The sequence below is a fragment of the Streptomyces sp. NPDC014870 genome, assembly GCF_043081505.1.
Lineage (GTDB): Bacteria > Actinomycetota > Actinomycetes > Streptomycetales > Streptomycetaceae > Streptomyces.
The window spans coordinates 79,435-97,748 of record NZ_JBIBWQ010000008.1; the positions used below are offsets into that span (position 1 = coordinate 79,435).

Annotated in this window: 14 protein-coding genes; 1 reads left to right on the forward strand and 13 read right to left on the reverse strand. The window is 72.4% G+C overall.

Translation table 11 applies throughout. The features are described 5' to 3' along the window. Positions 1 to 49: 49 nt before the first annotated feature. From ACF09C_RS23040 to ACF09C_RS23055, 4 genes are all read right to left on the reverse strand, one after another. Entirely contained in the window at positions 50 to 373 is a 324-nt protein-coding gene (locus tag ACF09C_RS23040) for a hypothetical protein (RefSeq protein ID WP_392093832.1), read from the reverse strand. Then, a complete protein-coding gene (locus ACF09C_RS23045) occupies positions 370 to 738 on the reverse strand; it encodes a WhiB family transcriptional regulator (protein ID WP_392093834.1) in 369 nt (122 codons plus the stop codon). Before ACF09C_RS23045 ends, ACF09C_RS23040 begins: the two co-directional genes overlap by 4 nt. A 170-nt stretch (positions 739 to 908) precedes the next feature. Further along, on the reverse strand, positions 909 to 1,271 hold the full coding sequence (locus ACF09C_RS23050) for a hypothetical protein (RefSeq protein WP_392094344.1): 363 nt from the start codon (positions 1,269 to 1,271) through the stop codon (positions 909 to 911). Positions 1,272 to 1,454: 183 nt separating this feature from the next. Next, the gene (locus ACF09C_RS23055; protein WP_392093836.1) at positions 1,455 to 3,668 is read right to left on the reverse strand and encodes an ATP-dependent DNA helicase UvrD2; all 2,214 of its coding nucleotides are present in this window, start codon (positions 3,666 to 3,668) and stop codon (positions 1,455 to 1,457) included. 146 nt (positions 3,669 to 3,814) lie between these two features. Between ACF09C_RS23055 and ACF09C_RS23060 the strand changes: the two genes are divergently transcribed. Next, the gene (locus tag ACF09C_RS23060) at positions 3,815 to 4,072 is read left to right on the forward strand and encodes a mycoredoxin (protein ID WP_392093838.1); all 258 of its coding nucleotides are present in this window, start codon (positions 3,815 to 3,817) and stop codon (positions 4,070 to 4,072) included. A 104-nt stretch (positions 4,073 to 4,176) separates the two neighbouring features. On the opposite strand, the gene ACF09C_RS23065 is transcribed toward ACF09C_RS23060, so the two are convergent. The 9 genes from ACF09C_RS23065 to ACF09C_RS23105 all read right to left on the reverse strand — a co-directional run bounded on the left by ACF09C_RS23065 (position 4,177) and on the right by ACF09C_RS23105 (position 18,286). Then, positions 4,177 to 4,974, reverse strand: a complete 798-nt coding sequence (locus ACF09C_RS23065; RefSeq protein WP_392093840.1) for a hypothetical protein — start codon at positions 4,972 to 4,974, stop codon at positions 4,177 to 4,179. Between the two features lie 156 nt (positions 4,975 to 5,130). Then, on the reverse strand, positions 5,131 to 5,307 hold the full coding sequence (locus ACF09C_RS23070; RefSeq protein WP_392094346.1) for a recombinase family protein: 177 nt from the start codon (positions 5,305 to 5,307) through the stop codon (positions 5,131 to 5,133). Positions 5,308 to 5,371: 64 nt separating this feature from the next. Beyond that, positions 5,372 to 7,054, reverse strand: coding sequence for a recombinase family protein (locus tag ACF09C_RS23075; RefSeq protein ID WP_392093842.1), 1,683 nt, complete (start codon positions 7,052 to 7,054; stop codon positions 5,372 to 5,374). A gap of 171 nt (positions 7,055 to 7,225) precedes the next feature. After that, positions 7,226 to 8,182 carry an NAD(+) diphosphatase gene (nudC, locus tag ACF09C_RS23080; RefSeq protein ID WP_362425085.1) on the reverse strand — a complete coding sequence of 319 codons (957 nt, stop codon included), beginning with the start codon at positions 8,180 to 8,182 and terminating at the stop codon, positions 7,226 to 7,228. Between the two features lie 35 nt (positions 8,183 to 8,217). After that, complete coding sequence (locus tag ACF09C_RS23085) at positions 8,218 to 9,651, reverse strand: dipeptidase (RefSeq protein WP_392093844.1); 1,434 nt, start codon at positions 9,649 to 9,651, stop codon at positions 8,218 to 8,220. A 10-nt stretch (positions 9,652 to 9,661) separates the two neighbouring features. Next, entirely contained in the window at positions 9,662 to 13,075 is a 3,414-nt protein-coding gene (locus ACF09C_RS23090) for a UvrD-helicase domain-containing protein (RefSeq protein WP_392093845.1), read from the reverse strand. Positions 13,076 to 13,223: 148 nt separating this feature from the next. Further along, positions 13,224 to 14,045 (reverse strand): hypothetical protein, encoded by an 822-nt coding sequence (locus ACF09C_RS23095; protein WP_392093847.1) that lies wholly within the window; start codon positions 14,043 to 14,045, stop codon positions 13,224 to 13,226. A gap of 103 nt (positions 14,046 to 14,148) precedes the next feature. Beyond that, entirely contained in the window at positions 14,149 to 17,721 is a 3,573-nt protein-coding gene (locus ACF09C_RS23100; RefSeq protein ID WP_392093848.1) for a UvrD-helicase domain-containing protein, read from the reverse strand. 157 nt (positions 17,722 to 17,878) lie between these two features. Continuing rightward, the gene (locus ACF09C_RS23105; RefSeq protein ID WP_392093850.1) at positions 17,879 to 18,286 is read right to left on the reverse strand and encodes an MGMT family protein; all 408 of its coding nucleotides are present in this window, start codon (positions 18,284 to 18,286) and stop codon (positions 17,879 to 17,881) included. Positions 18,287 to 18,314: the final 28 nt, after the last annotated feature.

The following is an 18,314-nucleotide window of genomic DNA, read 5'->3' on the forward strand; positions in this document are numbered from 1 at the left end:
ACCGCGGGGGCCGGTCCGTTCGGACCGGCCCCCGCGGGGATCTATCGGATCAGTGCATGACAGCCATGGCCAGCGCGCGGCGGGCGCGCAGCGACACGCGCTCCGCGCGCCGCTGCATGCGCCGAGCGGCGACCAGGCGCGCGGCCTGGCGTTCCGCGTCGGCTTCCCGCCGGAGGTCGTGCATATGCGCACGAGCCAAGGCTTCTGGGATGAGTTGCATCTCTCGGGTCCTGTTCTGACGCGAGGCGTTCGCGCCGGTGATGGTGACGTCTGGGGTCGCGGAGCCGGAGGGCTCGCTGGTGGAAGAGGTCATCGGGGCCTGCTTCTGGGGATCGTGCGTGAGGGGTCGGTCGATGGTGCCGCTGACGTTCATGCCGCGACCGGGTTCTTGCGCGGGCGACCACGCGGCCGCTTGCGGGCGACGACCACGCCCTGGACGAACAGCTCGCCGCCCCAGACACCCCACGGCTCACGCCGCTCCTGCGCACCGGCGAGGCAGGCCTCCATCAGCGGGCAGGTACGGCAGAGGGACTTGGCGTACTCGACGTCCGCCGGGGACTCGGCGAAGAAGACCTCCGGGTCGTACGAACGGCAGGGGACGGGTACGCCGAGGTTCTCGATGGCGTCGTCGAGCGCGGAGAGCGCGGTGAGGGGGGTCAAGGTGGAGTCCTTCGTGAGGCCGGGCGGGATGATCGTTTCGGAAGGCGGTACGGACGGGGCGTGCGCTTCGAGTTGCACGGTGGTTTTTCCTCGTCTGGTCGTTCCGGCCTGTTGGCCGGTGTGTCGGCTGGTACCGGTGGTGCTGGTTCCGAGGCCCCTTCGTTCCGTCGCCCCCGTTCGGGGACAAACAGAAGGGCCGCGGATCCCTGGTGGGGTTCCGCGGCCCTGAAGGCGCCGGCCTGATCAGGTCAGGCTGGATCACTCCAGGGTTCGAGCCCACGGAAGGCCCACATCGTGTGGTGCTGCTGCGTCTGCTTCGTCTGGTGTCCGGCACCGGTCGCCGCGAAGGCATAGGCCTTGGCCTTGCCTGCCGCTACTCCTGCTTCCAGTGCCTCGGTCGGTCGCTCGCTGCGCTCCATGACGGGAAGACCCGCAAGGTCGGCGGCCGGCCGCAGGGAAGCGGCGGGGGCCGAAATGGCGCCGGACAGACCGGTGCCACGCAGACCGTTGGCAAAGAACGCAGAGGCGGAGAGGCCGAGCGAGCAGGCGGAGACGACCGAGCGATCGGTCATTTTGTCGGTGCTGACGAAGCTGACGGTGGTGCTGTTGATGTTGCTGATCACTGGAATCGCCTCCTCTCGGCGTCTCGGAGGGCTCGGTGTGAGCCGGACCCTCATGTTTACTTGGACAAGTACAGCACGAAGACAGGGCTTCGAAGAAGCCGCTGTTTCCGTGGTTAAGAACCTATGGGGCTTGCCGGGGCAGGCGCAAACTATTTTTCCGACGAGTTTTCCTCAGCTCTCCTCGTCGACTCCTCCACCCGCCCCACCTGGCACTTCGCCCGCGCAGAGGGCGAGAACGTCGGCGCCGTACCGGCCGAGCTTGCGCGCGCCGACGCCGGAGATTCCGACGAGTTCGCCGTCGGTGGTCGGCACCCGCTCGGCGATCGCCATCAGAGTCTTGTCGGTGAACACGCAGTACGCCGGCTGGCCGAGCTCCTTGGCCTGCTCCGAGCGCCAGTCGCGCAGCCGCTCGTAGAGACCCTCGTCCATGTCGGACGGGCAGTCCTCGCAGCGCATCAGCTTCATCTCACCGGCCTCGGTGAGCGTCGCGCCGCAGACGCGGCAGCGCACCGGGCCCCGGTGCTTGCGCCGGACGCCGCCGACGCCGCCGACGCCGCCCGCGGGGCGCTCGACCGCACCGCCGCGCCCCGCGGAGCCGCCGCTCGCACCGAGGCCGCCGGAGCCGGGGCGCAGCCCCTTCAGGAAGCGCGAGGCCCGGCGGGAGGCGCGGCCGCCCGGCGAGCGGGAGAGCGCCCAGGAGAGCGAGAGGTGGAGCCGGGCGCGGGTGACGCCCACGTACAGCAGGCGGCGCTCCTCCTCGACCTGCTCGTCGGTCTTGGCGTACGTGATCGGCATCATGCCCTCGGTGAGGCCGACCAGGAAGACGGCGTCCCACTCCAGGCCCTTCGCCGCGTGCAGCGAGGCGAGGGTGACGCCCTGGACGGTCGGGGCGTGCTGGGCCGCGGCCCGCTCGTCGAGCTCGGCGACCAGGTCGGAGAGGGTGGCGTCGGACTTGGCGCGGGCGAAGTCCTCGGCGAGCCGGACCAGGGCGGCCAGGGACTCCCAGCGGTCGCGGACGGCACCGGAACCGGCGGGCGGCTCGGTGGTCCACCCCTTGGTGGAGAGCACCGCGCGGACCTGGGCGGGCAGGTCCTCGGCGTCGTCGAGCAGGGAGTCGTTCCCCCCGGCGCGGGCGGCGCCGCGCAGGGCGATGCCCGCCTCCCGCACCTCCTGGCGCTCGAAGAAGCGCTCGGCGCCGCGCAGCTGGTAGGGCACGCCGGCGTCGGCGAGGGCCTGTTCGTAGACCTCCGACTGGGCGTTGATCCGGTAGAGCACGGCGATCTCGCCGGCCGGGACGCCGGCCGCGATCAGGTCGCGGATCCGCCGGGCGGTGCCCTCGGCCTCCGCGGGCTCGTCGGCGTACTCGGTGTAGGCGGGCTCGGGGCCCGGCTCGCGCTGGGAGATCAGCTCCAGGCGGTGCTCGGCGGCCCGGCCGCGGGCCTGGCTCAGGAGCCCGTTGGCGAGGTGAACCACCTGGGGCGTGGAGCGGTAGTCGCGGACGAGCTTGACCACCGTGGCCTCGGGGTGCCGGGTGCGGAAGTTGAGCAGGTGGTCGGGGGTGGCGCCGGTGAAGGAGTAGATCGTCTGGCTGGCGTCGCCGACGACGCAGAGACTGTCGCGGTCACCGAGCCACAGGTCGAGGAGGCGCTGCTGGAGCGGGGAGACGTCCTGGTACTCGTCGACGACGAAGTGGTGGTACTGGCGGCGGATCTGGTCGGCGATGTCGTGCCGGTCCTGGAGGATGGCGACCGTGAGCAGCAGCACGTCCTCGAAGTCGATCACCGAGCGGTCGCGCTTGAGCTGCTCGTACATCCCGTAGATCTGGCCGATCTCGGCCGGGTCGCGCGGTGCCTCGCGGACGGACTTGGCGACGGCGGCCGGGTAGTCGCCGGGGACGGTCTGGGTGACCTTGGCCCACTCGATCTCGCCGGTCACGTCCCGCAGCTCGTTCCGGTCGAGCCGGACGCGGCAGCGCGCGGCGGCCTCGGCGACGAGCTGGACCTTGCGCTCCAGGAGCCGGGGAAGATCGCCACCGACTGCTTTCGGCCAGAAGTACTGGAGCTGGCGGAGGGCCGCGGAGTGGAAGGTGCGCGCCTGCACGCCGCCCGCGCCGAGCTGCCGGAGCCGCCCGCGCATCTCCCCCGCGGCCCGGTTGGTGAACGTGACGGCCAGCACACTGCCGGGCTGGAGTATCCCCGCCCGCACGCCGTAGGCGATGCGGTGCGTGATCGCCCGGGTCTTGCCCGTGCCGGCTCCCGCCAGCACGCACACCGGACCGTGCAGGGCGAGGGCGACCTCGCGCTGCTCCGGGTCGAGCCCGTCGAGCACCGCGTCGGCCGACTCGGGGACCTGCGGGAAGAGAGTGGAGTGCGTTGCTGCTGTCACTCCGCCATGCTGCCAGGTCGCCGGGGGTGGATGCGGCGGGTTGTCCACAGGCCGGGGGCGCCGGTCATACGAATTCGGGAATGCGGGCCGCACCGCGTACGTTCTTTTCCTCGGCACCCACCCCGCGAACAGAGGAGCGCCAGGAGATGCAGGGCACTGTGACGATGTACAGCACCACGTGGTGCGGCTACTGCCGTCGGCTGAAGAGCCAGCTCGACCGCGAGGGCATCGCGTACACCGAGATCAACATCGAGCAGGACCCCGAGTCCGCCGCGTTCGTCGAGAAGGCCAACGGGGGCAACCAGACCGTGCCGACCGTTCAGGTGGTTCCCTCCAACGGTGGTGTTGAGGTCGTCATGACGAACCCGAGCCTTGCCCAGGTGAAGCAGGCGCTGAGCGCCTGACCCTCGCGAGACGCAACCCCCGACCAGCCTGACGCTGATCGGGGGTTTTGTGCGCCCGGGGGACCCCAACGGCAGGACAAGGCCCGCCCTCGGCAACCGCAGGTTCAGAGCGTGAGCACAGGCCGCGTAGAGAAGTCCTCGCAAACGTCTTCACCGTCCGGGCCATACACGAACTCGACCATGGATGGGTTGCGATTGGCGGTGGCCAGGGGCAGCCACGCAAGCATGTGGCCGTAGCCGCCGCACACCGACTCGCCACCGTCTCCGCCGTGGACCGCAGTGGCGTCGCTCGTCAGCTCCGTACGGTAGGTGTCGTAGGCGATGCGGAGGCCGAAGGCGCTCAGCTGGTTCTGTGGGCCCGTGCGGTCCCCATAGGGGATGCGGTCGAGGGGGCAGTCGTTCCCCCACCGAAACAGGGTCTCTGCTCCAGCTCCACAAGCGTGCTCCCACTCGTCGGGGCTCGGCATTCGCAGGCCACGAGCCGCGAGAAAAGCCGGCATGTCAGCAGGCAACTCGGCCAGGCTCTCGTCCTCCACAGCCATGAGAACAGTGGCCAAGACGACGCTCCGGCGAGGGCTGAGCACCTGCGCGAGGTGGGCCCGCAGGTCGGGTCCGTAGCCGAAGCCCTGTTCCAGGCTCTCGGCGTAGTCGGCAGTCTGTTGCGGAGTCGGTTGCCAGCTGTCCAGGTCGAAGCCGAGGGACACCGGCCCTCCGGGTATCAGAGCGAATTCCTGCTCGTCCCGCTCGATCCGGACCCGATGCAGCGGGGCACCGAGGTGCTCAGTGGTCTCGATGAGGGTCACCCGGCCGTCAACCAAGCCAGCGGCCTCCTCGGCGACGCGGCGTGCGGCAGGCAGTTCGAAGGACCGCCACTGGTCGAGAGTGAGATCAGCGAGAGGCATGGACCGCAGTGTTGCATGCAGGTCTGACACAGCTCGCGACACCGCACTCCGGAGCTGGGCTGCGGTCGCGAAAGCCTCAGAGAGCACGATCAGCGGACACCGGCAGCGGGCCGTCGCGGCCTTTCCCGATTCGGGATACACCCGTGTACGCCCGCCTCAGGTGCTCTCGCCGAGGTGGCGGTACAGAGTTGCACGGGAGATCCCGAGCGCCTTGGCTGCGTCCAGTCCTGCGCGGGTGCGCTCCCTGATGAGGCTGCGCTCAAACTCCGCCATGACTCCGACCACCTGATGCATGAGACCGCCCTCGGCCGTACGGGGGCCGATGTTGGCCAGCGCACCCGTGAGCGCCTAGAACCCGATACCCCTCTCTCGAAGGGTGTCGACCATGGTCACAAGGTCAATATGCCTCTGCTCCCTTGGCTTCCTCTTCGACCTTTGCCGACTGCGCCGCCCGCTCCGCTTCGATGTCCTCCCAACGGCTGACGATCTCCCACTCCGCCCCCGTAAGCGACTTCGGCTTCTCGTACGGCTTGCCCGGCAACGAGACCGGCGTGATCGGTGAGAGCACCTGCGAAGACTTGGCGGGCAGATCCCAGTACGTGACGCCCTGTTGCTTGATGTTCTCGATCAGGTCGCCCGGATCGACGGCCAGGACGTCATCCCCGAAGTAGGCCTTGACCTTGTGCTTCTTCAGCCATTCACGCCGTTCGTCGACACTCGACCGCTCCCACCACTCCGCGTAGCTCTCGCCCGTACCGGTCCACACGGTCACCGGCTTCGGCCCCTCCTGGTCGGTGACCTTCTCTCGGTCCTGTGCTAGGCCGGCGACCTGCGAGGCATACGCGACGGCGCTGATCTCGTCCTGCTGGAGTTCCTTCAGCAGCCGGCTCATCTTGCCGTCGATCACGGCCAGCTTCGCAGCACGGCTGTCGTCGATGGTCGTCCTCGACTCCATCCGTTCCAGGTGCCCGATCTCGCCCAGCAGGGCCAACTCCAGCCAGGGGTACAAGTCCTCTGCCCAGAACCTCTGCTTCGGGCACGCCTGGATGCCCTTGCTCTTGTTGCCGTGGCAGCGGTACCGCTCGCGCTTGCCCTTGGCCGGGTCGCCCTTCACGAAGTACAGGGAGCTGCCGCACAGCATGCAGAACGTCACGCCCACCGTCGGCGATGTAGAGCCCTTCTGCTTTCTGTACTTGACCGAGGCGACGGCTTCCGACAGCTTCGCCCACTCCTCCTCGTTCAGCACCGGCTCAGACCGCAAGACGGGAGTGCCGTCGTCGTTGCGGACGACAGCACCATGGGCGCGTACGTACTCCCCGAGCAGAGACCGGCTGACCAGTACGGATTGCACTGTGGTCGGCGTCCACCTGGCCCCCCGAGGCTTCGGGTCCGCCAGCCGCGTCGTGCTCTCGCCCGACGCCGCGCGGATACGCGCGATGTCCTGAGCCGTGGGCACGCCTTGCTCGTTCAGCCAGTCGGCGACGGCCGAGAAACTCGGCTTCTCGATGAAGCGCCGGATCATTTCAAGCAGCGTCGGGCCGTGCTCAGGGTCGAGTTCCAGAGTGAAACCTGCGTCCCCCTTCACCGCTCTGCGTCCGAACGGGACAAGGCCACCCGGCCAGCGGCCAGTCTTCCGCATGGTCTCCCGGGAAGCCTTGTTGCGGGCCTTGATGGCGTCCAGCTCGGCCTCTGCGACCACGGCCAGGATCTTGGCGATGGTCTTGCCCCACGGCTTCGAGAGGTCGAACCCCTCTTCGCAGGAGATCAGCCCCTTACCGTTCGCCTCACACCACTCGATGATGTCCGAAAGGTGGCGGACCGACCGCGCGATGCGGTCGATCTTCAAGATGACGATGTGGTCGAACTGGTCCTTCTTGTTGTTGAGCCAGTCCCCCAGGGACGGTCGAACCCACGGCGAGATGGACGCCGACACGTCGATGTCGACGGCGAAGTCGACCAGCTCCATTTCCTCTGCGTCCGCCCGCTTGCTGATGCGGGTCCGCTGCGTTTCCTCGCCGGTCTGGTTCTCGTTACCTACGGACAGACGGACCACGCCAAGAGCCCTGGGCTTCCCGCTCACGGCCGCCCCCTCCCGAACGTGGGGCAGCTTTCCCTGGCCGCCACAAGCAGGAGGGAAGTTTACAGACTGTGGGGACTGTCCTCTTCGCGACCCAGCCCGCCTGGCTGAAAACAGCCCCCGTCCGGAGTTCCGGACGGGGGCTGTTTCCGTAGCAGTGGTGCCCAGGGGCGGTCAGACGACGTCGCCCGGCTTCGGCAGCGGCTTGCCGTACCAGAGCTCGATCAGCCGGGAGGCGATCGAGATGCCGTACGGGGGCATCACCTCGCCCGACTCGAAGGCGGCGGCCAGCTCCTCGCGGGAGAACCAGCGGGCCTCCTCGATCTCCTCGCCGTCCACGTCTATCTCCGAGGACGTGGCGCGCGCGAAGAAGCCCAGCATCAGGCTGGACGGGAACGGCCACGGCTGGCTGGCGATGTACTCGACCTCGCCGACCGTGACACCGGCCTCCTCGAAGACCTCGCGCACCACGGCCTGCTCGATCGACTCGCCGGGCTCGACGAAGCCCGCGAGCGTGGAGAACCGACCCTCCGGCCAGTGCACCTGGCGGCCGAGCAGGATCCGGTCCTCCGCGTCCGTCACCGCCATGATCACGGCCGGGTCGGTCCGCGGGTAGTGCTCCGCGCCACAGGCCTGGCAGCGGCGGATGTGCCCGGCGGCCGCGATGACCGTGCGCTCACCGCAGCGGGAGCAGAAGCGGTGCAGCCGCTGCCAGTTCTCCAGGGCCACGGCGTGCACCATGAGGCCCGCGTCCCGGGGCGAGAGCAGCAGGCCCGCCTCGCGCAGCCCCGCCGGACGGGCGGACTGGTCCATGCGGCCGGGCAGGGCGTCCTTCTGGAGGGCGAAGTACGAGACGCCGTCGTCGTCCGTCCCCAGGAAGTAGCGGTGCGTCTCGGTGACCGGGGCCTCGAAGGCCGGGGTCATGACGAGCTCGGTGCGGCCGTCCGTGCTGTCCGCGGGTTCGTCGATCAGCACCTGACCGCCCGACACCACGAAGACGCGGGTCGTGGGGTGGCTCCAGGCCGCCGCGAGCCAGGCCTCGTCGAGGCGGTGGTGGGCGGCGCGGTCGATACCGCTCGGGGCGGTGAGCGAGATCGGCCGGTCCGCGAACCTGCTGTTCAAGGTGGACACAGGTACTTCCAACTCCCCCGGATCGTTGTGTGGGTTCATCGCGCGGCGGTCCGCAGGGCGGCGGGCAGGTCGCCCCACAGGTGGGCGGCGGTCTCGACGCCCTTGACGAGCAGGTCCAGTTCGATCTTCTCGTTGGGCGCGTGCCAGCCGTCGGACGGCACCGAGACGCCGAGGAACAGCACCGGCGCGCCCAGGACGTCCTGGAGGTCGGCGGCGGGGCCCGAGCCGCCCTCGCGGGTGTAGCGGACCTTGGCGCCGTCGAAGGCCCGGCTCATCGCGCCCGCCACGGCCTTGAGGGCCGGGTGGTCGAGCGGGGTGAGGCAGGGCCGGGTCGGCGCGCCGAAGACGATCTCGTACCGGATGCCGGCGGGGACGCGGGCGGCGAGCCAGTCCCGTACGGCCAGTTCGATCTTGTCCGGGTCCTGCCCCGCGACCAGCCGGAAGGAGAGCTTCAGCTGGGCGGAGGCGGGGACGATCGTCTTGCCGCCGGGGCCCTGGTAGCCGCCGCCGATGCCGTTGACCTCGGCGGTGGGGCGGGCCCAGACCCGCTCCAGGGTGGAGAAGCCCGCCTCGCCGAGGGTGCCGTGGGACTTCGCCGTGGCCAGCCAGGCAGCCTCGTCGAAGGGCAGCTCGGCGACGAGGGCCCGCTCGGCGTCGGAGAGCTCGGTGACGCCCTCGTAGAAGCCGGGGATGGCGACCCGCTCGTCCTCGTCGTGCAGGGCGGCGACCAGGCGGCCCGCGACGGTGGCCGGGTTGGGCACGGCGCCGCCGAAGGAACCGGAGTGGATGTCCTGGTCGGGTCCGTAGAGCTCGATCTCGCAGTCCGCGACGCCGCGCATGCCGGTGCAGACCGTCGGAGTGGTCTCGGACCACATGCCGGTGTCGGAGACGATCACCGCGTCGGCGGCCAGCCGGTCCGCGCGGTCCTCGACGAGGGCGCGGAAGTGCGGCGAACCGGACTCCTCCTCACCCTCGACGATCAGCTTCAGGTTGACGGCGGGCGCGGTGCGCCCGGTCGCGGCGAGGTGGGCGCGGACGCCGAGCGTGTGGAAGAAGACCTGGCCCTTGTCGTCGGCGGCACCGCGCGCGTACATCCGGCCGTCGGTGACGTGCGGCTCGAACGGGTCGGTGTGCCAGCCGTCCGCGCGGGCGGCGGGCTGAACGTCGTGGTGCCCGTAGACGAGCACGGTCGGGGCGTCCGGGTCGTCCGAGGGCCACTCGGCGAAGACGGCGGGCGCGCCCGCGGTCTCCCAGACCTCGACCGTCGTGAACCCCGTCTCGGACAGCTTGTCCGCGAGCCACCGCGCGCTGCGCCGTACGTCCTCGGCGTGGGCGGGCTGCGCCGACACGGAGGGGATGCGCAGCCAGGCGACGAGGTCGTCGAGGAAGGCGGCGCGGTGCTGCTCGATGTACGCGCGCACGGCCTGGGTGCGTACGGTCTGGACGGCGCTGTCCGGGGTCTCGCTCATGCTCCTGAGCCTATCCGGCGTCGGAGGTGCGCCGGCCCAGCAGGATCCCCTCCAGCTCCGTCCGGCCGGGGAGCGCCCTGGGGCGGACCACCTCACCCGTACGGACGTACACGAAGGCGGCGGTGACCTCGTCGGGGTCCAGGCCGTGCTGCTCGGCCCAGGCGAGCCGGTAGATCGCCAGCTGGAGGGGGTCGGCGGTGCGGAGGTGGCTGGTCTTCCAGTCGACGATCTCGTACGCGCCGGTGTCCGGGTCGCGGTAGACGGCGTCGATCCGGCCCCGGACGACCCGGCCCGCGAGGGACAGGTGCACGGGGACCTCGACGCGGTACGGGGTGCGCCGGGCGTACGCCGTGGCGGCGAAGGCCTCCTTGAGGGCGTCCAGGTCACGCTCGTCCGCGATCTCCGGCTCTCCGGCGAACTCCTCGCCGCCGGGCAGCTCGTCCGGGCCGAGCAGAGGGAGCGGCAGTTCGTCGAACCGGGACTCCACCCAGGCGTGGAACCGCGTCCCTCGCCGGGCCGCGGGCTGCGGGGGCCGGGGCATGGGCCGGGCCAGCTCCTGGGCGAAGCCGTCGGGGTCCTCGGCGAGGCGGAGGACCTGGGAGGCGGAGAGGTAGGCGGGCAGCAGGACGTCGCGGGTGGTGGCGCGGGTGCGGCGCAGCTCGGTGGTGAGGGAGGTGAGGTCGCGGTCCCAGGAGGCGATCGCCTTCTGGTCCTCCGGCGACAGGGCCTGTTCGGGGGCGCGAGGGGCCGGGATCGCGTCGGTCTCGGCGCCCCGGAACGCCTCGGCGCCCCGGAAGGGGTCCTCGTCCCACGGAGGCTCGTCGTCCCGGAGCGGCTCCTCGTCGGGCCAGAGGTCCTCGGGGTCCTGGGGCACGGGGTCCTGGGGCACGGGGCCCTGCGCGGGCAGCGCGTCTCCCGGAGCGAGGGGAGCGAGGGCCCACAGCGCCGCGCGTACCTGTTCCGCGGCCTTGCGGCGGCGGCGGAGGGACGTGTCGTCCAGCGGGAGGGGCCAGGCCTCGTCCTGGGTGTGCTCCTGGAGGGTGGGGTTCTCGGCGTCCTTCTCCGGCTCCTCCGCCCAGGCCTCGATCTCGCCGAAGCCCGCCGCGCAGTGCTCGTACAGGGCGTGCAGGAAGGCCGACGGGCCGCGGGACCTCTTCTGGGACGGGCCCCACCAGTGGGCGGAGGCGAGGAGGAGGGAGCGGGGGCGGGTGAAGGTCACGTAGCCGAGGCGGAGCTCCTCGGTGTGCTGGTGGTCGCGCATCTCCTCCTTGAAGGTCTTCAGGGAGGCCGCGTCCCAGGTCTCGACCCCCGGCAGCGTCGCCGCGTCGCCGCGCAGGGCGTGCGGCAGGACCTGCGGCTGGGAAGTCCACGACTCGCGGGACCTGGTGCTCGGGAACTGGGCGGTGACCAGTCCTGGCACCGCGACGACGTCCCACTCCAGGCCCTTGGACTTGTGCGCGGTGAGGACCTTGACCGTGTTCTCGCCGCCCGGGAGCGCGTTGTCGAGGCCCTTCTCGTACTGCGCGGCCGTGCGCAGGAAGCCGAGGAAGGCCAGCAGGGTCGCCTCGCCGTCGAGGGAGGCGAATCCGGCGGCTATGTCGAGGAAGTTCGACAGGGTCTCGCGGCGCCGGGCGGCGAGCGCGTGCGGCGAGGCGGAGAGTTCGACCTCCAGGCCCGTGGTGGCGAGGACCCGGTGCAGGACGTCCATCAGGGGGTCGGCGAGCGAGGAGCGCAACGAGCGCAGCTCGGCGGCGAGACGGGCGAAGCGGACCCGGGCCTCGCCGGAGAACGGCAGGCCGTCGTCCTCCCCACCGGAGTCGAGGAAGGTGTCGAGCGCGTCGGCGAGCGAGACGACCTCGGCCGGGTCGACGCCCTCGACCGCCGCCGCGAGCCGCTCGTCGGCGTCGGCGCCGTCGTCCCCGGCACGCTCGCGGTGGACGAGGAGCCGGGCGCGGCGGCCGAGCAGCGCGAGGTCGCGGGGGCCGACGCGCCAGCGGGGGCCGGTCAGGAGACGGACCAGGGAGGCGTTGGCGCCGGGGTCCTGGAGGACCTCGCAGACGGCGACGAGGTCGGCGATCTCCGGGAGGTGGAGCAGCCCGGAGAGGCCGACGACCTCGACGGGCACGTCACGGGCGACGAGCGCGGCCTGGATGGCGGGGAAGTCGGTCGCCGTGCGGCACAGGACGGCGATCTCGCCGGGCTCCTTGCCCGTGCGGACCAGGTGGGCGAGGGAGTCGGCGAGCCAGTCGATCTCCTCGGCGTGCGTCGGCAGCAGGGCGATCCGCACCGAGCCGTCGCGCTCCGCGCCCGGGGCGGGGCGCAGCGCCTCCACGCCCGCGTGCATGGCGCGCAGGGGCGTGGCGAGCCCGTTGGCGAGGTCGAGGAGGCGGCCGCCGCTGCGCCGGTTCTCGGAGAGCGCGTGACGGGTGGCCGGGGTGCCGTCCGCGTACGGGAAGTGGGCGGGGAAGTCGTCCAGGTTGGCGACGGAGGCGCCGCGCCAGCCGTAGATCGCCTGGCAGGGGTCGCCGACGGCGGTGACGGCGTGGCCCGTACCCCCGCCGAACAGGCCGGAGAGCAGCAGCCGCTGGGCGACGGACGTGTCCTGGTACTCGTCCAGGAGCACCACCCGGAACTCGTCGCGCAGGATCGCGCCGACCTCCGCGCGCGTGGTGGCGAGTTCGGCGGAGAGGGCGATCTGGTCGCCGAAGTCGAGCAGGTCCCGGGAGCGCTTGGCGGCGCGGTAGCGGACGACAAGGTCGAGCAGTTCGCGGCGGGCCGCGGCGGCCTCGGGGACCTTCCGCAGGTCGGCGTTGGTGAGCTTGGCCCGGGAGAGCGTGTCGAGGAGGTCGGTGTCGTACGCCCTCAGGGCGTCGGGCCGCACGAGGTGTTCGGCCAGCTCGGCGTCGAGGGCGAGGAGGTCGCTGACGAGGGTCGGGAAGGACTTGGTGAGCGCGGGGTACGGTCCGGGCGCCTCGCGCAGCACGCGCGCGGCGAGCTGGTAGCGGGTGGCGTCGGCGAGCAGGCGGGAGGTGGGCTCCAGGCCGATGCGCAGCCCGTGGTCGGTCAGCAGCTGGCCGGCGAAGGCGTGGTACGTGGAGATGCGGGGCTCGCCCGGAGGGTTCTCGGGGTCGATGACGTCGGGGTCGGTCACCCCGGCCCGTACGAGGGCGGTGCGGACGCGTTCGGCGAGTTCGCCGGCGGCCTTGTTGGTGAAGGTCAGGCCGAGGACCTGTTCCGGCGCGACCTGGCCCGTGCCGACCAGCCAGACCACCCGGGCCGCCATCACCGTCGTCTTGCCGGAACCGGCTCCGGCCACGATGACCTGCGGGGCGGGCGGCGCGATGATGCAGGCCGTCTGCTCCGGGGTGAACGGGATGCCGAGAAGCTCCTTGAGCTGCTCGGGGTCGGTGATGCGTGCGGTCACCCCAGAGAGGCTAACCGGCCCCACCGACAGAGTGGTCCCGCGCGCATGGCGGGACCTGTCCGTACCGACGGTGGGATCTGTCCGTGCCGACGGCGGGACCTGTCCGTAGCCGACGGCGGGATCTGTCCGTGCCGGCGGCGGGACCGCGTCACGCGCGCGTGCCCGGGTCCAGCTTGGTCAGGTCCACGGTCTCGTCGGCCGGTGGTACGACGACCTCGACGGGCTTGTCGTAGTCGGAGAGCTCGACGGAGCCGGGCTCCTCGCCGCCGGTCTTGACCATCTTGAGGATGTACGGCTTGCCCTCGAGGGCCACGGAGACCGTGTTCGTCTCGCCACCCGGCTTCTTCTTCACGAGGGTCGCGACGGGCGCCCCCTCGACCTCGGCGTCCGGGCCCCGGGTCAGCCCCGTGCGCTCGCCCTTGTCGTCGCCGATGTCGGCGAGCAGCGCGTCGAGGTCGCAGACTCCGCTCAGGTCGCTGCTGCCGGCCTGTCCCGGCGTGATCTTCAGCCAGCGTCCCTTGACGAGTTCGATGGTGGCGTCGATCTGCGGCGGGGGCACGCCCTGGGAGGTCATGGAGGCGCGCCAGAACTTCTCGTCGCCCTTCAGGTAGGTGATGCGGTCGGCCTGGCGGAGCTCGGCGGTGCCGCCGTCGACCTTCATCACCCCGGTGCAGTTGTTCTTGTCGTCGAGGGCGATGTCGATGTCGAGGGCCTGGCCCTCGGACACGACCCGCCCGGTCATCCGGAGCGAGCTCGCGGACTGCGTGGCGTCGACGGCACGGTCGGCGATGGCGTCGGGGGTGAGGTCCGCGAAGGGGTCGGGCGTGGGGGCGGCGACGACCACCCGGGCGGCCATGGGGACAGGCTGCGCCCATGCGGCGGGCGCGGCGAACCCGGCTGTCGCGACAGCCGCCGCCGTGCAGACGGCGGCCGCCGCGGTACGGGCCCTGTGCTGGGTCGACGGCGCCATGGCGAGCCTCCTCGGGTTTCCCCGTTCACCCACCAGGGTGAGCCCGGAGGCGTGCGCCCGCGACTTCGGGGGCGTACGGCCCGGGGGCGTACGACGACGGCCGTCACTCCACGATGTGGCGGCCCTCCGGCTGGGCGCTGCACGCGGAGCGGAAGGTGCAGTGGGTGCAGTGCTGGCCCGTGCTGGGGGTGAAGCGCTCGTCGAGGACCCGGCCGGCGGCGGTGGCGAGGAGGTCCCCGACCCACTCGCCGGCGAGGGGCTCCTGCGCCTGGACCTTCGGCAGGGTGTCCCCGCCCTCCTTCTTGGGGGCGGGCTGGCGCAGCTGGACGAGTTCGGCGCCGCCGGGGTCGGGGCGGCGGCCGTCGAAGACCTCGTCCACGGCTCCCTCGCGCACCGCGAGCTGGTAGACGGCGAGCTGGGGGTGGTGGGCGACCTCGTCCTTGGTGGGCGCGGACTTGCCGGTCTTGAAGTCGACGACGTACGCGCGGCCGTGCTCGTCGGTCTCGACGCGGTCCATGGAGCCGCGGATCCGTACTTCGTACGCGCCCGCTTCGAGGGTCACGTCGAAGTCGTGCTCGGTGGCGGCGGCGATACGGCCGCCCCGGTCCATGACGTGCCAGCGCAGGAAGCGCTCCAGCGCCACGCGCGCGTGGGCCTTCTCCTGGGCGGACTTCCAGGGGGCGTCGAAGGCGAGCGCGTCCCAGACCGAGTCGAGCCGGGCCATGAGGACGTCGAGGTCGGCGGGGGTGCGGCCGGAGGCGACCTCGTCGGCGAGGACGTGGACGACGTTGCCGAAACCCTGCGCGGCGGTCGCGGGGGCGGCGGCCTTCACCTCGCGGCCGAGGAACCACTGGAGGGCGCAGGTGTTCGCGAGCTGGTCGAGGGCCGATCCGGAGAGGGCGACCGGGTGGTCGCGGTCACGGAGCGGCACCTGGCTGCGGGTCGGCTCGAACAGGCCCCACCAGCGGTCCGGGTGCGCGGCCGGCACGAGCGGCTGGCCCTCGTCGTCGCTGAGCGCGGCGAGCTGGGCGAGGCGCCGCGCGGCGGCCTCGCGGAGGGCTTCGGAGGCGGCCGGGTCGACCGTGGTGGCGCGCAGTTCGGCGACGAGCGCGGCGACGGCGAGGGGGCGGCGGGGGCGTCCGGTGACGTCCTTGGGTTCGGGGCCGAGTTCGGTGAGGAAGCGGGAGGGCTGGTCGCCGTCGTCGGCCGGGGTCTTGACCGCGGTGACGACGAGCCGGTCGCGGGCGCGGGTGGCGGCGACGTAGAAGAGCCTGCGTTCCTCGGCGAGGAGGGCGCCGGGGGTGAGGGGTTCGGCGATGCCGTCGCGGCCGATGCGGTCGGCCTCCAGGAGGGAGCCGCGGCGACGCAGGTCGGGCCAGAGGCCTTCCTGGACCCCGGCCACGACGACGAGCCCCCATTCGAGGCCCTTGGAGCGGTGGGCGGTCATGAGGCGGACGGCGTCCGGGCGGGCCTGCCGCTGGGAGAGGGTGTCGGCGGCGATGTCCTGGGCGTCGAGCTCCTCCAGGAAGTTCAGGGCGCCCCGGCCGCCGACGCGGTCCTCGGCACGGGCGGCCGTCTCGAAGAGCGCGCAGACGGCGTCGAGGTCGCGGTCGGCGTTGCGGCCGGCCGGGCCGCCCCGCAGCGCGGCCCGCTCCAGGCGGCCCGGCCAGGGGGTGCCGTTCCAGAGCAGCCAGAGGGCCTCTTCGGCGGTGCCGCCCGCGGCGAGGCGGTTGCGTGCCTGCCGAAGCAGCTCGCCGAGCCGCTTGGCGCCCCGGGCGTACGACTGGTCGTGCGCGACGAGCCGCTCGGGCTCGGCGAGCGCGCGGGCGAGCAGGACGTCGGAGGGCGGCGGCACCTTGGTGCCCCCGGCCCGTTCCTCGTCCCGGAGCGCCCGCCCGAGCCGCCGCAGGTCGGCGGGGTCCATGGCGGCGAGCGGCGAGGCGAGCAGCGAGAGCGCGGTCTCGGTGTCGAGCCAGGCGGCCCCGACCGCGGGCGCGTCGGCGTGCGGTCCGTCCTCGGGGGTTTCCTCAGCCCCTACGTCGTGCGGGCCGTCCTCGGGGGTTTCCCTAGCGCCAACGTCGTGCGGGCCATCCCCGGAGGCTTCCGCAGCGCCGACGGGCTCCGGTCCGTCCTCGTGGACCTCCGCAGCGCCGCCAGCCTGCGGGCCCTCCCCAGGGGCTTCCGCAGCGCCGGTCCCGTCGGCCCCCTCGGGCGCGTCGGCCCCCGCGTCGGCAGGGCTCTCCGTGCTCGCCCCGGTACCCGCACCCGCCGCCGCCCGCAGGGCCAGGAGCAGGGGGGCCACCGCGGGTTCGTGGCGCAGGGGGGTGTCGGCGGTGTCGGTCTCCAGGGGGACCCCGGCGGCGGTGAGGGCGCGGCGGAGGCCGGGGACGGTGGAGGTCGCGCGGACCAGGACCGCCATGTCGTGCCAGGGAACCCCGTCCTCCAGGTGGGCGCGGCGCAGGAGGTCGGCGATGTTGTCGGCCTCCGTGGAGGCCGTCGGGTACGTGAAGACCTCGACGCGGCCGCCGTCGCGCACCGGAGCCAGGTCGCGGTGGGCGCGGACCTTGTCGGCGGGCAGCCGGGGCAGCGGCATGCGCCGGGTGAGCTCCCGGGTGGCGGCCAGCAGCTCCGCGCCCGAGCGCCGGGACCGGGTCAGGACCCGGACCTGTGCCGGGCGCCCGTCGGGGCCCGCGAAGGTGTCGGGGAAGTCGAGGATGCCGTTCACGTCGGCGCCCCGGAAGGCGTAGATCGACTGGTCCGGGTCGCCGAAGGCGACCACCGTGCGCCCGACCGCCGCCCGACCGCCGCCCCTCGCGGACGGCCCGCGGGCGGCCCCTGCCGGTTGCCCCACCAGCGCCCGCAGCAGCCGGACCTGCGCCGGGTCGGTGTCCTGGTACTCGTCCACGAAGACCGCGTCGTACGCGGGCAGCGTCACCCGCTCGGCCAGCAGCACCGCCCGGTGCACCAGCTCCGTGTAGTCGAGGACCCCCTGGAGGTCCATGACGTCCAGGTACTCCGCGAGGAAGCCGGCCGCCGCCTTCCAGTCCGGCCGCCCCACCCGCTGGGCGAACTCGGCGAGCGCCCTCGGTCCGAGCCCCAGCTCGCGGGAGCGCGCGAGGACGGCCCGTACCTCGTCGGCGAAGCCCCTGGTCGTCAGACAGGCCCTCAGTTCGTCGGGCCACCGCACCCGCGCGAGCCCCGCCTTCGCCAGGTCGATCTGGCCGGCGAGCAGCTCCCGTACGGCAAGGTCCTGCTCCGGTCCCGACAGCAGCCGCAGCGGCTCGGCGAACAGCTCCGCGTCCTGGTGGGCGCGGATCAGGGCGTAGCAGTACGAGTGGAACGTGGTCGCCTGCGGCGGCCTGCTCCCGCCGAGCCTGGCCGCCATCCGGTCGCGCAGTTCGACGGCCGCCTTGCGGCTGAAGGTGAGGACGAGGATCCGTTCCGGGTCCGCGCCCTTCTCGATCCGGGCGGCGACCGCCTCCACCAGCGTCGTCGTCTTCCCTGTGCCCGGTCCGGCGAGGACGAGCAGCGGTCCGTCGGTGTGGTCAACCACTTCGCGCTGCGTTGCGTCAAGGACAGGGGGATCCACTCGCGCCGGCGCGGTGCGCACCAGTCGGTACGCGCCCGTGGTCCGCCCCTGGTACGGCGTGCGCCGGGTGGTGGAGGAGGAACTCACGTGGATCGACCGGTCCTGAGCGAAGTGGTGGAGAGGTGGGGACGTGTACGGGGCGAACGACGACGTTACGGGATACGGAGGGCACCCGTGTCGTACTCCGTACGGGCCTCCGTACCGTCATCGGACCGTCCGGCCCGGCCGGCCATCGGCAAAGCTGTCACGTGTGAGTTCCCGCACGCCCGCCCGAGCCGCCTCCGGGGCCACCCTCCGGGCCGCCGGTCCCGCCGCCCTCCCCGTCCCAGCGCGCCCGCCGCATGTCGAGCTTCGGCACATGTCCCTCGGCGGACCGCCCGGCCTGCCGCAGCGGCGTGCCCTCGTCGCGGTAGTGGCCGAGGGCGCGCAGCTCGTGGCCCGGCAGCAGCGCGCCGTCCGCGCGCACCACGCGCCACCACGGCACCGCCCCGCCGTAGAGGGCCATCACCCGGCCGACCTGACGCGGGCCGCCCTCGCCGAGCCACTCGGCCACGTCTCCGTACGTCATCACGCGGCCCGGCGGGATCAGCTCCGCGACCTCAAGGACCCGTTCCGCGTACTCCGGAAGCTCCTCCACGCTCATCCGCCCCATCCTGCCTCACCCCACCGACAACGCCCTG